This window comes from Pseudomonas viridiflava (assembly GCF_001642795.1).
Classification (GTDB): Bacteria; Pseudomonadota; Gammaproteobacteria; order Pseudomonadales; family Pseudomonadaceae; genus Aquipseudomonas; species Aquipseudomonas viridiflava.
Window position 1 is genome coordinate 13,333 of record NZ_LKEH01000047.1, and the last position, 12,745, is coordinate 26,077.

Here is a 12,745-nt window from a genome sequence, read left to right on the forward strand (position 1 = left end):
TACCGGGTGGACGAGTACCAGCAGACTATTCGTGTTTTATCGGATCGGATCGTTGCCGCGCAGACACCGATTCGCGTGCTGGATGCAGTGAAGTGGGACGACACGGTTCGCCGGGATTTCCTCGCCGCCAAGGGCAAGGCCCTGCCTGCCGTGGACCGTGCCTATTACGAGAATCGCCCGCTGGGCTTCGATTCCAGTGCCCTCAAGCAGGAATTCCAGAACATCGAGCGCGACGTCACGCGCCAGCTGGGCCAGTTCAATCCGGTCGGGCAGATCATGCGCCGGATGTGCCGGGAATACCGCATGGTGATCCGCATGCTCGAAGCGCGTGGCACACCTGACTTCGGGCTGATTTCCCAGGAACTGTACGGCGCGGCCTCCGACGCTTTTCACGCGGGCGATCCAACGCTGTCCGATCTGGGGCTGATGCTGTCCGATTACTTGAATAACATCGCCGGGCGTGGCGATCTCAAGGACGAACCGAAGACTCTGACTGCCAAGGACGCCGTGGCCTTGCTGCAGTCGCGTCTGAACCGGGTGTTCGGCGAGGCCGAGGAAACCATTCGTGTCTTCGAGTCCGACGGCATCGTGGCAGACGCGGCAGCAGGCGCCGATTACATCAAGATTCGCAGCGACGCGATGTTCAACGAGCGCGATGTGCGCGCACTGGAAGTCCATGAAGGCCTCGTGCATGTGGGCACTACGCTGAACGGGCAGAACCAGCCGATCTGCACCTTCCTCTCCAAAGGCCCGCCGTCATCGACCGTGACTCAGGAAGGGCTGGCGATTCTCATGGAAGTCATCGCCTTTGCGTCCTACCCCAGCCGTCTGCGCAAGCTCACCAACCGCACGCGAGCCATTCACATGGCCGAAGAGGGCGCGGACTTTCTGCAGGTGTTCGAGTTCTATCGCGAGCAGGGCTTCGGCATGCCGGAAAGCTACGGCAACGCCAGCCGGGTGTTCCGAGGTTCTGTGCCCAACGGGCTGCCGTTCACCAAGGACCTGTCGTACCTGAAAGGCTTCATCATGGTCTACAACTACATTCAGCTGGCCGTGCGCAAGGGCAAGTTGGAACAGGTGCCCCTGTTGTTCTGCGGCAAGACCACGCTGGAAGACATGCGCACCCTTCGCCAACTGGTCGATGAAGGCCTGGTGGTCGCACCCAAATACCTGCCCGAGCAGTTCCGCGACATGAACGCCCTGTCAGCCTGGATGTGCTTCTCCAACTTCCTCAACCACCTGAGCCTGGATCGTATCGAAGCGGATTACTCGAATATTCTTTAGCCCTGTGATGTGGCCTGATGATCGTTCCCACGCTTTGCGTGGGAATGCCTCCCAGGACGCTCCGCGTCCGCTCTCGAAGGTGACGCAGGGCGTCACGGGCACCATTTTGACTCTCTCAAGGAACCTCTCATTTGAAACTGATCAGCATCCTTGCCTTGCTCCTCAGTCTTGCCGGCTGCAGTTCGATGCTGTTCTACCCGGAACCGGGTCTGCCGTTCACCCCGGACAAGGCGCGTCTGGAGTACCGCGACGTCAATCTGACTGCTGCAGACGGCACCCGCCTGCACGGCTGGTGGCTCCCGGCGAAGGCGGGCGTGCCGGTCAAGGGCACGGTGCTGCACCTGCATGGCAATGGCGGCAATATGTCCTGGCATCTGGGCGGAAGCTGGTGGCTGCCCGAACAGGGCTATCAGGTGCTGATGCTCGACTACCGCGGCTATGGCCAGTCGCAGGGCGAGCCTAGCCTGCCCGCGATCTATCAGGACATTCAGGCCGCCTTCGACTGGTTGAAAGCTGCGCCCGAGGTGCAAGGCAAACCGCTGGTGGTGCTGGGTCAGAGCATCGGCGGCGCGTTGGCTGTGCACTACCTGGCGGAGCATCCCGACGAGCGATCCAGAATCAAGGCGCTGGTTCTCGACGGTGTGCCTGCGAGCTACAGAGACGTCGCGCGCAACTCACTCAGCAACTCCTGGCTGACGTTGCCGTTCAGGACGCCATTGTCCTGGTTCATTCCTGATGGCGACAGTGCCGTCAACGGTCTGCCCAGGATCGCTGGCACCCCGATGCTGATCTTTCACAGCATGGATGACACCCTGGTGCCGCTGGTCAACGGAATCAGTGTCTACAAGGCCGCACCACCGCCTCGTGTGCTGCAATTGACCCGCGGCGGACATGTGCAGACCTTTGCCGATCCGTTATGGCGGCAGGTCATGCTCCGTTATCTTGAAGATCCACAGCATTTCAACGGGCTGCGCCGCCTCGCCGAAGTACCCAATTACCCGGCAACGTCAAAGCAACCCGAGACGCAGGAATGAGTGATGAGCGTAACGTCAGGGGCATGATCCTGACCGGCATCGCGAGCATCATCGGTACGGTCGGCTGCCTGTGGTACTACGGCTACCTGCATTTCGCGAGACCGGAGGATGCGCTGTTACTGAGCGAGTTCACGCTGCTCAAGACCGTACCCGGAGAGGACTACAAGATCGCCGCCACGCCTGCGGCAGAAGTGGCGCAGTGCATCAATGGGGTATTGGTGCTGTTCGACACGTCGCGCACGGGGCTGTCCGGCGTGCTGGTCGATGATCGCAGGCAGGCCGTGCGCTGTATCGCTAAGCAGGCGTCGACACGCCCGTGAAGCGCCCATGAAAAAGCCCCGCCTGTATGCGCAGGCGGGGCTTCGGGTACAGCCGCTGAGTCGATTATTTCATCGAGGAGCGTGGAGCAACCGGCTGGTTGTCGTTGGAAATGGTCACTTCCACACGACGGTTCATGGCACGGCCCGAGTTGCTGGTGTTATCAGCAACCGGATATTCCTTGCCATAGCCCATCGCAACGATGCGAGTCGGGTCTACGCCCATGCGAGTCAGGGCCATGCGAACCGAATTGGCGCGGCGCTCGGACAGCGACTGGTTGTAGGAAGCCGAACCAGTGCTGTCGGTGTAGCCTTCAACGATCACTTTGCGATCAGGGTTTTCCTGAAGGAAAGCAGCCAGCTTGCCGATATCGCCCTGGGCGCCTGGCTTCAGCTCGGCCTTGTTGTAGTCGAACAGCACGTCACCGAAAGTCACCAGGGTGCCGCGTTCGGTCTGCTTGGCGTTCAGGCTGTTCTTCAGCGCAGCGATCTGGGCGTCACGTGCTTCCAGACGAGCCTTGGCGCGGTCGGCAGAAGCGTTCTGCAGAGCGGCTTCGGAGTTGCGCAGAGCGATGGTCTGCTTGGCCAACTCAACACGCTGGTTGGTCAGGTAAGACAGTTGGTCGACTTTCTTGGCGTCAGCGTCATCACGGAAAGCTTGCTCAGCCTTGGCCAGCCATTCGCTCGCGTCCTTGGTTTCCAGCGCGGCAACCTTGGTGGCGTCCGGGTTGGTCTGCAGGGACGTGAAGTTAGTGCGGGCCTGTTCCAGGTTAGGGTTCGGCTTGGTGGCGCAGGCAGCCAGTGCAACACTCATGGCCAGCAGGGCAGGGATCATCAATTGTTTACGCATAATTAGGGTCGTCCTTTAATCGATTACGAATGCATGAAAACCAAAGGTTGATGGCGGTGCTCACTGCACCTGGCGCATGCCTTCGTCACGTAGTTCGTTGACGCCCTGACGAGCATCCTGCACGGCTTTGGCAGCCTTGGCAGCCTGAGACTTACGCTCTGCCACTCGGGCATCCCACTCGGCCTGTTCGGCCAGCTTGCGCGCTTCGTCGTACTTTTTGTCCTGCATGGCCAGGTCCGCTTCCTTGAGCTTGTCCTGAGCCGACTTCATTTCCACCGCTGCGAACTCGGTACCGCCGGCGCTCACTGCGCTGTTGACGGCCGACTGAGAGACCGCGTACTGCTCCGACGGCGGGTTGCCCGCACAGCCGGCCAGGATGAAGGTGCTACCCAGCGCCAGCGCAGCGAGTTTCAGCCCGCGCAGGCCTTTGAACGTGGTATTGGCAGTAGGGGTGTTCATGGTGATCAACTCCATTGTCTGACTCCGAACGTGGTTATCCATGACAGTTTTTATTCAGGCCGGGCATCGGGTCATGCAACCACCTGATGCTCTTCAGGCTTTCCTGTAATGGTTAATGGCTCGGACCTGCGGGGTTTTTGAATAGTTCACATAAATATTTCGTGAGCGGGCGGGAACGTTTTATATGTCGTACTCAATATGGTGCGTATACAGAGCGAGCCGTCAGGCCCGGCCCTTTACGGGCGTGGGCCCTGGCAGAATCAGCGGTGTTACACCTGGCCGGGTTCATCGACTGGCGTGCCCAGCTCCTCAGACAGTTCATGCAGGTAACGTTTGGACAGTGCCAGGAAGCGGGGCGTGGCGCCGATGTCTTCATAAAGGGGGTCACCTTCCTCATCCGTCGCCACGACATGTGGCCCTTTGACGTAAGGAAAGCTGGCTTCCAGTTCTTCCATTGCCGCGCCGATCAGCTCGCCCAGCAACTCTTCAGGGTGATGTTTGGGGTACATCTCGCACAGTGCGGCCAGTCGCGCGGCGGATTCGATATCCAGATGAATCGCATAGCGGGTCCTGGTCAGGCGACCCTTTGCATTATTTTCCCAGTGGCGGGCCAGTTCGCGGATTTTCATGGTGACTTCTCCTGACTGTCTTCTCGATGGGCTCGTTTGTGGCGAGTCTGTTGCGTGATGGAGTCGTTGTGTGGCTCATGCATGAGATTAGCCTGTATGGCATTCGTGGCACGGACAGATAATTTCATGCACAAGGATTTGTCGGCGAGCGCGCTTTTGATGCACTGTTGGCAAAGCGGATTTCAATACACCCGTTCAGTTCGGGTAAGCGATCAGACAAAAAGCCCCAATAAAAAACCGGGAGAGGGAACGATGGCCGATATCGATGCGCGACTGCGCGAAGACGTTCACCTGCTGGGTGAGCTGCTGGGCAATACGATTCGCGAACAGCGCGGGGCTGATTTTCTCGACAAGATCGAGCGTATTCGCAAGAGCGCCAAGGCAGGCAGACGTGGTTCCGCTGAAGGTGCCGAAGCCCTCAGCTCCAGTGTCGATGGCCTGGAAGACGATGAGCTGCTGCCAGTGGCGCGCGCGTTCAACCAGTTCCTCAACCTGGCGAACATCGCTGAGCAATACCAGCTCATGCATCGCCGTGACGACTCGCAGCCGCAACCGTTCGAATCCCGGGTGCTTCCCGAACTGCTGGAGCGCCTGAAGGCCGAAGGTCATGCCCCTGATGCACTGGCGAGACAGTTGGGCAAGCTGGAGATCGAACTGGTGCTCACCGCGCACCCCACCGAAGTGGCCCGACGCACACTGATTCAGAAATACGACGCGATTGCCGCGCAACTGGCCGCGCTGGACCATCGTGACCTCAACAGCCTGGAGCGTGAACAGATCACCTCGAGGCTGCAGCGGTTAATCGCCGAAGCCTGGCACACCGAAGAGATCCGTCGTATCCGCCCGACCCCGGTCGACGAAGCCAAGTGGGGCTTTGCGGTCATCGAACATTCGCTGTGGCACGCCATCCCCAATTACCTGCGCAAGGCCGATCTGGCACTGCAGGCGGCGACCGGCCTGCATTTGCCCCTCGAAGCGGCCCCGATCCGCTTCGCCTCGTGGATGGGCGGTGACCGGGACGGCAACCCGAATGTCACGGCGGCTGTCACTCGTGAAGTATTGCTGCTGGCGCGCTGGATGGCCGCCGACCTGTATCTGCGTGATGTAGACAGTCTGGCTGCCGACCTGTCGATGCAGCAGGCCAGCGACGCGTTGCGCGCCCGTGTCGGCGACAGTGCCGAGCCCTATCGCACCGAACTCAAGCGCCTGCGCGAACGCCTGCGAGCGACCCGCAACTGGGCCAATGCGTCATTGACCGTCACTCAGCCTGCGCCTGAAGCCGTGCTGCATGACAATCGCGAGCTGATCGAACCCTTGATGCTCTGTTTCCAGTCACTGCACGAGTGCGGCATGGGCGTGATTGCTGATGGTCCGCTGCTGGATTGCCTGCGTCGTGCCGTAACCTTCGGTCTGTTCCTGGTGCGTCTGGACGTGCGTCAGGATTCCAGCCGCCATTGCGCGGCCATGACTGAAATCACTGATTACCTGGGTCTGGGCCGTTACGAGGAATGGGATGAGCAGACCCGCATCGAGTTTCTGCTGCGTGAACTGAACAACCGTCGTCCGCTGCTGCCCGGCTATTTCAAACCCGCCGCAGACACAGCCGAAGTATTGGCAACCTGTCGCGAAGTGGCGGCGGCACCGGCGGCATCGCTGGGCTCTTATGTCATCTCGATGGCGGGTGCGGCGTCGGACGTGCTGGCGGTCCAGTTGCTGCTTAAAGAATCCGGGCTGCAACGGCCCATGCGCGTCGTGCCGTTGTTCGAAACGCTGGCGGATCTGGACAACGCCGGACCGGTCATCGAAACACTGCTGGGTTTGCCGGGTTACCGGTCGCGTCTGCACGGCCCTCAGGAAGTGATGATCGGTTATTCCGACTCGGCCAAGGACGCCGGCACGACCGCAGCGGCCTGGGCGCAGTACCGGGCGCAGGAAAAACTCGTACAGATCTGTCGCGATCAACAGGTCGAACTGCTGCTGTTCCATGGCCGTGGCGGTACGGTCGGACGCGGCGGTGGCCCGGCCCACGCGGCGATTCTGTCGCAGCCTCCGGGCTCTGTGGCGGGACGCTTCCGCACCACCGAGCAGGGTGAAATGATCCGCTTCAAGTTCGGCCTGCCGGACATTGCCGAGCAGAACCTCAACCTTTATCTGGCTGCTGTACTGGAAGCGACGCTGTTACCGCCGCCGCTGCCCGAGCCGGCGTGGCGCACGATGATGGACCAGTTGGCCAGTGACGGCGTCAGCGCCTATCGTGCTGTGGTCAGAGAGAACCCGGAGTTCGTCGAGTATTTCCGCCAGGCCACGCCCGAGCAGGAACTGGGTCGCCTGCCGTTGGGCAGCCGACCGGCCAAACGCCGCGAAGGCGGGGTGGAGAGTCTGCGTGCCATCCCGTGGATCTTTGCCTGGACCCAGACACGCCTGATGCTGCCCGCCTGGCTGGGCTGGGAAGCGGCGCTGACCAAGGCGCTGGAGCGTGGAGACGGCGACGTGCTGGCACAGATGCGCGAGCGCTGGCCGTTCTTCAGAACCCGCATCGACATGCTGGAAATGGTACTGGCCAAGGCAGATTCAGATATTGCGCGGCTGTATGACGAACGTCTGGTCAGCGAAGAGCTGCAACATTTAGGCTCACATTTGCGCGACCTATTGTCGCAGGCGTGCGACGTGGTGCTGGGGCTGACCGGGCAGACGCAATTGCTGGCACACAGCCCCGAAACCCTCGAGTTCATCAGTCTGCGCAATACCTATCTGGATCCGTTGCATCTGCTGCAGGCTGAACTGCTGTCGCGCTCGCGCCACCGTGAGGCGCATCTGGACAGCCCTCTGGAACTGGCGTTGCTGGTGTCTGTGGCGGGAATTGCCGCCGGGCTGCGCAACACCGGCTGAGGAGCTTGCCCGGCCGGTGGGCGCTGCGTTTGATCAGGATCACGGCGGGTGAAGCGTTTACGGGCTAACCTGCCGGAGAGGTTGCGGCAGGTTGTACCGTTCAACAACCTCGCGCTGCACGCCAGCGCCCCTGCGGTTACTGCGACTTTTGGCGGCTTGTGCGGCTACGGTCTGCTGTGTATCTTGATCAGCCTTTTGGCCTATTGGCCTGATTCATTTTTTAGATTGGCCCCTGAGGCGAATCCGATGATTTCCATATAAAAAATTTGAGGAGCATGACGATGCGCGTGATTCTGCTGGGAGCTCCCGGGGCCGGTAAAGGTACTCAGGCAAAATTCATCACTGAAAAGTTCGGCATCCCGCAAATTTCGACAGGCGACATGCTGCGCGCAGCGGTCAAGGCCGGTACAGAACTGGGCATCAAGGCCAAGAGCGTCATGGATTCGGGCGGTCTGGTCTCCGATGATCTGATCATCGGCCTGATCAAGGACCGTCTGGCTGAGCCGGACTGCCAGAACGGCGTGCTGTTCGATGGTTTCCCGCGCACCATTCCACAGGCCGAGGCATTGCTGAAAGCCGGTCTGGAAATCGACCATGTGCTGGAAATCGCTGTCGATGACGAAGAAATCGTCCAGCGTATGTCCGGTCGCCGTGTTCACCCGGCATCCGGTCGCACCTATCATCTGGTTTACAACCCGCCCAAGGTTGAAGGCAAGGACGATGCGACTGGCGAAGATCTGGTTCAGCGCCCTGACGATGTGGCAGAGACCGTGCGTCATCGCCTTGCTGTCTACCACGAGCAGACCAAGCCGCTGGTGGAGTTCTACAGCAAACTGAGCGCCCAGAACGGCAAGCCCAAGTGCAGCCACATTCCTGGCGTCGGTTCTGTCGAAGAGATCACCGCCAAAGTGCTGAAAGCACTGAGCTGAGTCGACATCGCTTCTCGACAATGGCCCGCTTGCGGGCCATTTGTCATTTATACTGCGCCACTTTTCCACGACGACGGATACACTGATGACCACCTTGCTGGCCCTGGACACCGCCACTGAAGCCTGCTCGGTCGCTTTGCTGCATGACGGCAAGGTACTGAGCCACTACGAGGTGATTCCGCGCCTGCATGCCCAGCGCCTGTTGCCGATGATCAAGGACCTGCTGGCCGAGGCAGGTATTGCGATGTCGGCGCTGGATGCCATTGCGTTCGGCCGTGGTCCGGGTGCGTTCACCGGCGTACGGATTGCTATTGGCGTGGTTCAGGGGCTGGCATTCGCGCTGGAGCGTCCGGTATTGCCGGTCTCCAATCTGGCAGTGCTGGCACAGCGTGCCTTTCGCGAGCGAGGCGTGTCGCAGGTGGCGGCTGCCATCGACGCGCGAATGGATGAAGTCTATTGGGGCTGTTATCGCGAAACAGCAGGTGAGATGCGTCTGGTCGGTGCCGAAGCGGTGATGGCGCCGGAACTGGCTGCACTGCCCGCTGACATAACGGGTGAATGGTTCGGTGCCGGTACGGGGTGGGGCTACGCCGAGCGTATCCCGGTTGCGTTGTCAGGGCATGATGCAAGCCTGCTGCCGCACGCTCAGGACCTTTTGACGCTGGCCACCTTTGCCTGGCATCGCGGCGAAGCCGTTCAGGCCGATGATGCGCAGCCGGTGTATCTGCGTGACAAGGTTGCCACACCGAAGGCGCGTTAGTACTCGCGCGGCAACTCGCAAGTTATCGCGATTGCAACGGTTGTATCAATTTGCCATCTACCGTTTATCGTTTTAGTGTGACTTAAAACGCTCGGGCTCAAACAATTTGCAATATGTGTGGTCTAGTTAACGTTAGGGAGTTTGCCAGTATCCGGACTGTAACGTTAAATTGCCACTACAGAAGCCGAGTAAATATTGATGCGCATCGACGGACCATCACAACGTTCTTACCCCATCAAGCGAAAGCCGCGGAAGCAGCCTTCGACGGTTGAGGGTTCTTTCGAAGAAGTCACCACCGACATTGATCTGCCGGTGCCTGCGCGCGCGTCCCGTCGCGACGCTGACCAGGGTCCGATCGGCAGTACTGGCAACGTACCTGCACGTCCTCAGGACATCATCTTTCCCCGCTCCATGAGCTCTCGTGTCGCCAACGCCCTGGCCAGTTATCTGACCACGGCCAGCTTTGTGGATTGGGACCTTGAAGTATCGGGGCTCGATCTTCACGTCTGATTGTGTCCGACCTGCCTTATTACCTCGGCTGTCCGTCCTGGAGCGAAAACGCCTGGCGCGATTCGCTGTATCCCGATGACGCCCGCCCGACTGATTTCCTGAGCCTGTACTCGCAGGTTTTCAACGTTGTCGAAGGCAACACCACCTTCTATGCCCGTCCCGCGGCCTCCACCGTGCAGCGTTGGGCCGAAGTGATGCCTGAAGACTTTCGCTTCACCGCCAAATTTCCCCGCGACATCAGCCACGACGGTGACCTGCGCGCCCAAGTAACCGCTGCTGAGACGTTCATTCAATTGATGGCTCCGCTGGGTCAGCGAGTTGCACCGTTCTGGTTGCAACTGTCGGCCAGTTTCACGCCGCAACGCCTGGCTGAACTGGTCGGTTTCATTGATGAACTGAATGTGCCGCTTGCTGTGGAAGTCCGCCACATGGCGTTCTTCATGAAGGGCGATGAGGAGCGCATGCTCAATCGTCTGCTGCTGGATCGCGGGATCGAGCGCATCTGTCTGGATTCGCGTGCCTTGTTCAGTTGTGTATCCAGCGACCCCGCGGTCCTGCACGCGCAGTCCAAGAAGCCCAAGGTGCCTGCACGTCCGGCAGCGCTCACTCAGCATCCTCAGGTCCGATTCATTGGCCGCCCTGAGCTTGAGGCCAATGACCCGTTTCTGGTGCAGTGGGTGGAAAAAGTCGCGGTCTGGATCGAAGAAGGGCGGGTGCCTTATGTTTTCCTGCACACGCCGGACAACCTGCGCGCGCCCGAACTGGCGCGACGTTTTCATGAGCAGTTGAGGGTGCGCCTGCCAGGGCTGCCACCGCTGCCTGAACTGGATCGAGGTCCGCAGGTCGAGCAGTTGGGCTTGCTCTGAGGTCGATAGGTGTGGGTTGATTGAAGCCCGTCACCCGGAGAGCACGCACATGGACTCGCAACAACTTCTCAAAGCGCAGACGTTCAAGGCCTTGCACGAGCGCGATGGCGCCTTCGTGATGCCCAATCCGTGGGATGCCGGTTCGGCAAAACTGCTGGCCTCGATGGGGTTCGAAGCGTTGGCGACGACCAGCGCAGGCCTCGCGTTTACCTTGGGTCGTCCGGACGCCGAGGGTGCGATCAGCCGTGATGACACGCTCGCCAACGTGGCGGATATCGTGGCGGCCATCTCGCTTCCTGTCGCTGCCGATCTGGAAAACTGCTTCTCCGACAACCCGGAAGGCTGCGCGCAAACGCTGCTCAAGGCGGCAGCGGCGGGCATCGTGGGTGGCTCCATCGAAGATGCCAGCGGGCGGGCAGACCATCCGATTTACGACTTCGATCTGGCGGTGGAACGCGTCCGGGCTTCGGTCGCTGCGGTGCGCAGCCTGCCGTTTCCGTTCATGCTCACGGCGCGGGCCGAAAACCTGCTGAACGGGCGGATGGATTTCGCTGACACCCTTCGCAGGCTTGAGGCTTACGCCGAAGCCGGGGCGGATGTACTTTATGCACCGGGCCTGCGGACCCGAGAAGANGCGGTGGTGCGTGCGGTTGCCCCCAAGCCCGTCAATATCCTCATGGGCCTGGGCGGCGTGACACTGTCGGTGGCGGATCTGAGCGAGTGCGGTGTCAAACGCATCAGCGTCGGCTCCTCGCTGGCCCGTGCGGCATTCGGGGGCCTTTATCGCGCTGCCGAGGAAATCCGCAACTACGGCACCTTCAACTATGCCGGACAGGCGCTGCCCTTCGACCAACTGAACGATCTGTTCAAGGGCTGAGCATGCGTGTGTTCCTGTTGTTGCTGGTTCTGTGTGCGGTCGGAGTGGTTGCGGTTTGGCGTGGCTGGATCGACGTACCGCCGCAATGGAATCCCTGGGCACCGCTGGATGTGCGCGCCGAACCCAATCTGTTGACGCCGTTCAAACTGTCGCGCCTGCGGGACGATCCGGCGCTGTGCGATCAGGTATTGAGTGCGTCGGGTCTGCGTTTCAGCCGCCAGGCCGACAGCCCGACGTCGGCGCGATGTCCGCTGGAGAACACTCTGCGTGTGCAGGGCGGTGATGTTGCGTTGAGCAGCAGCTTTCTGGCCAGTTGCCCGCTTGCTGTGGCCTATGTGCTGTTCGACATTCACACGCTGCAGCCGGCGGCCGAGACAGTGTTCGGTCAGCGCGTTGCACGTATTGATCACTTGGGCAGTTTTGCCTGCCGCAATATCTATAACCGCGCCAACAGCCGGCTCAGCCAGCATGCGACCGCCAATGCGCTGGACATCGCCGGTTTTCGCCTGGCGGATGGTCAGCGCATCAACCTGCTCAAGGACTGGAATGACGCGGGGGACAAGGGGCGTTTTCTGAGGCTGGTTCGCGACGGAGCCTGCAGGAATTTCAGCACGGTGCTGGGGCCGGAATACAACGCGGCGCATCGTGATCATTTTCATGTGGACATGGGGCGTTGGCAGGTGTGTCGTTGATCAGGCTGCCATGCGCAGGTTTTGCAGAATCAGCGGACGTGCCCAGACGTTCTCGTAATCGAACTGACGCTGCTGGGTGGCGATGGTCTTTTCGTCGAGGGGCAGGGCAGGCTTGTCAGCCAGGTCCCATTCGAGCTCTGCGATAGGCAGGTGCAGCGGACGGGTCTGTGGTGCCGGGCCAGGTGTCACATCGCTGTGAGCATTGAGGACGGTCGGACGCACCCAGTTGCTTTCGAATTCCAGATGACGTTGTTGCTCGATCATGTCGGCAATGCTGAACGGCTCGGCTGGCGGTGGCAGCAGATCGAGTTCGAATTCGGCGATTGGCAGGAACAGCGGCTCTGGCGGTTTGACCTCGGTGTCGGCCACCGGGCAGGCACGCTGCTCGACGATCTTGCTCAGGGTCTTGGCGCCTGCGACAGGTTCGCCGGTCTCGACGTCCACTTCCACACTGCTTGGGTGGACCGGAATCGGTGTGCTGTCGGCAACCTGATCAGCCATCGCGCGTGCAAAAGCATCCGACCACAACTGCGTGACACCACCAAGGGTGCGGCTGTTGCGGACGCTAAAGTCGCCTGAGTGCGACAAATAGCCAATGGATGTTTGAACAATGTCTGACATAGCGATCAGTACTGGCGTTGGGTCTGGC

Annotated in this window: 14 protein-coding genes; 10 read left to right on the forward strand and 4 right to left on the reverse strand. The window is 60.5% G+C overall.

The window, feature by feature from the left end; all coding sequences use genetic code 11:
- Positions 1–6 precede the first annotated feature (6 nt).
- The 3 genes from AO065_RS23055 (at position 7) to AO065_RS23065 (ending at position 2,638) form a co-directional block, all read left to right on the forward strand.
- Positions 7–1,284, forward strand: coding sequence for a flavohemoglobin expression-modulating QEGLA motif protein (locus AO065_RS23055; protein WP_004878925.1), 1,278 nt, complete (start codon positions 7–9; stop codon positions 1,282–1,284).
- A gap of 131 nt (positions 1,285–1,415) precedes the next feature.
- Entirely contained in the window at positions 1,416–2,318 is a 903-nt protein-coding gene (locus tag AO065_RS23060) for an alpha/beta hydrolase (protein WP_004878927.1), read from the forward strand.
- A complete protein-coding gene (locus AO065_RS23065) occupies positions 2,315–2,638 on the forward strand; it encodes a PA3694 family proteiin (RefSeq protein WP_004878928.1) in 324 nt (107 codons plus the stop codon). The genes AO065_RS23060 and AO065_RS23065 overlap by 4 nt, the downstream gene beginning before the upstream one ends.
- A gap of 64 nt (positions 2,639–2,702) precedes the next feature.
- Here the strand turns inward: AO065_RS23065 and lptF are convergent, their stop codons facing one another.
- The 3 genes from lptF to AO065_RS23080 all read right to left on the reverse strand — a co-directional run bounded on the left by lptF (position 2,703) and on the right by AO065_RS23080 (position 4,573).
- Entirely contained in the window at positions 2,703–3,485 is a 783-nt protein-coding gene (gene lptF / locus AO065_RS23070; protein WP_004878931.1) for a lipotoxin F family OmpA-related lipoprotein LptF, read from the reverse strand.
- Positions 3,486–3,545: 60 nt separating this feature from the next.
- Entirely contained in the window at positions 3,546–3,959 is a 414-nt protein-coding gene (locus tag AO065_RS23075) for a DUF4398 domain-containing protein (protein ID WP_004878933.1), read from the reverse strand.
- Positions 3,960–4,213: 254 nt separating this feature from the next.
- A complete protein-coding gene (locus AO065_RS23080; protein WP_004878935.1) occupies positions 4,214–4,573 on the reverse strand; it encodes a hypothetical protein in 360 nt (119 codons plus the stop codon).
- Between the two features lie 252 nt (positions 4,574–4,825).
- On the opposite strand from AO065_RS23080, the gene ppc reads away from it, so the two are divergent.
- The 7 genes from ppc to AO065_RS23120 all read left to right on the forward strand — a co-directional run bounded on the left by ppc (position 4,826) and on the right by AO065_RS23120 (position 12,096).
- Positions 4,826–7,462, forward strand: coding sequence for a phosphoenolpyruvate carboxylase (gene ppc, locus AO065_RS23085; RefSeq protein ID WP_004878937.1), 2,637 nt, complete (start codon positions 4,826–4,828; stop codon positions 7,460–7,462).
- Positions 7,463–7,743: 281 nt separating this feature from the next.
- Positions 7,744–8,391, forward strand: coding sequence for an adenylate kinase (gene adk, locus AO065_RS23095; RefSeq protein WP_004878940.1), 648 nt, complete (start codon positions 7,744–7,746; stop codon positions 8,389–8,391).
- Between the two features lie 85 nt (positions 8,392–8,476).
- Positions 8,477–9,151: a tRNA (adenosine(37)-N6)-threonylcarbamoyltransferase complex dimerization subunit type 1 TsaB gene (gene tsaB / locus AO065_RS23100; RefSeq protein WP_004878943.1), complete on the forward strand. Its 675-nt coding sequence runs from the start codon at positions 8,477–8,479 to the stop codon at positions 9,149–9,151.
- A 198-nt stretch (positions 9,152–9,349) separates the two neighbouring features.
- Entirely contained in the window at positions 9,350–9,661 is a 312-nt protein-coding gene (locus tag AO065_RS23105; protein WP_004878945.1) for a hypothetical protein, read from the forward strand.
- A 2-nt stretch (positions 9,662–9,663) separates the two neighbouring features.
- Positions 9,664–10,527 carry a DUF72 domain-containing protein gene (locus AO065_RS23110; RefSeq protein WP_004878947.1) on the forward strand — a complete coding sequence of 288 codons (864 nt, stop codon included), beginning with the start codon at positions 9,664–9,666 and terminating at the stop codon, positions 10,525–10,527.
- 49 nt (positions 10,528–10,576) lie between these two features.
- Entirely contained in the window at positions 10,577–11,404 is an 828-nt protein-coding gene (locus AO065_RS23115; RefSeq protein ID WP_063921087.1) for an isocitrate lyase/PEP mutase family protein, read from the forward strand.
- 2 nt (positions 11,405–11,406) lie between these two features.
- Positions 11,407–12,096 carry an extensin-like domain-containing protein gene (locus AO065_RS23120; RefSeq protein WP_004878951.1) on the forward strand — a complete coding sequence of 230 codons (690 nt, stop codon included), beginning with the start codon at positions 11,407–11,409 and terminating at the stop codon, positions 12,094–12,096.
- Here the strand turns inward: AO065_RS23120 and AO065_RS23125 are convergent, their stop codons facing one another.
- On the reverse strand, positions 12,097–12,717 hold the full coding sequence (locus tag AO065_RS23125) for a hypothetical protein (protein ID WP_004878953.1): 621 nt from the start codon (positions 12,715–12,717) through the stop codon (positions 12,097–12,099).
- Positions 12,718–12,745: the final 28 nt, after the last annotated feature.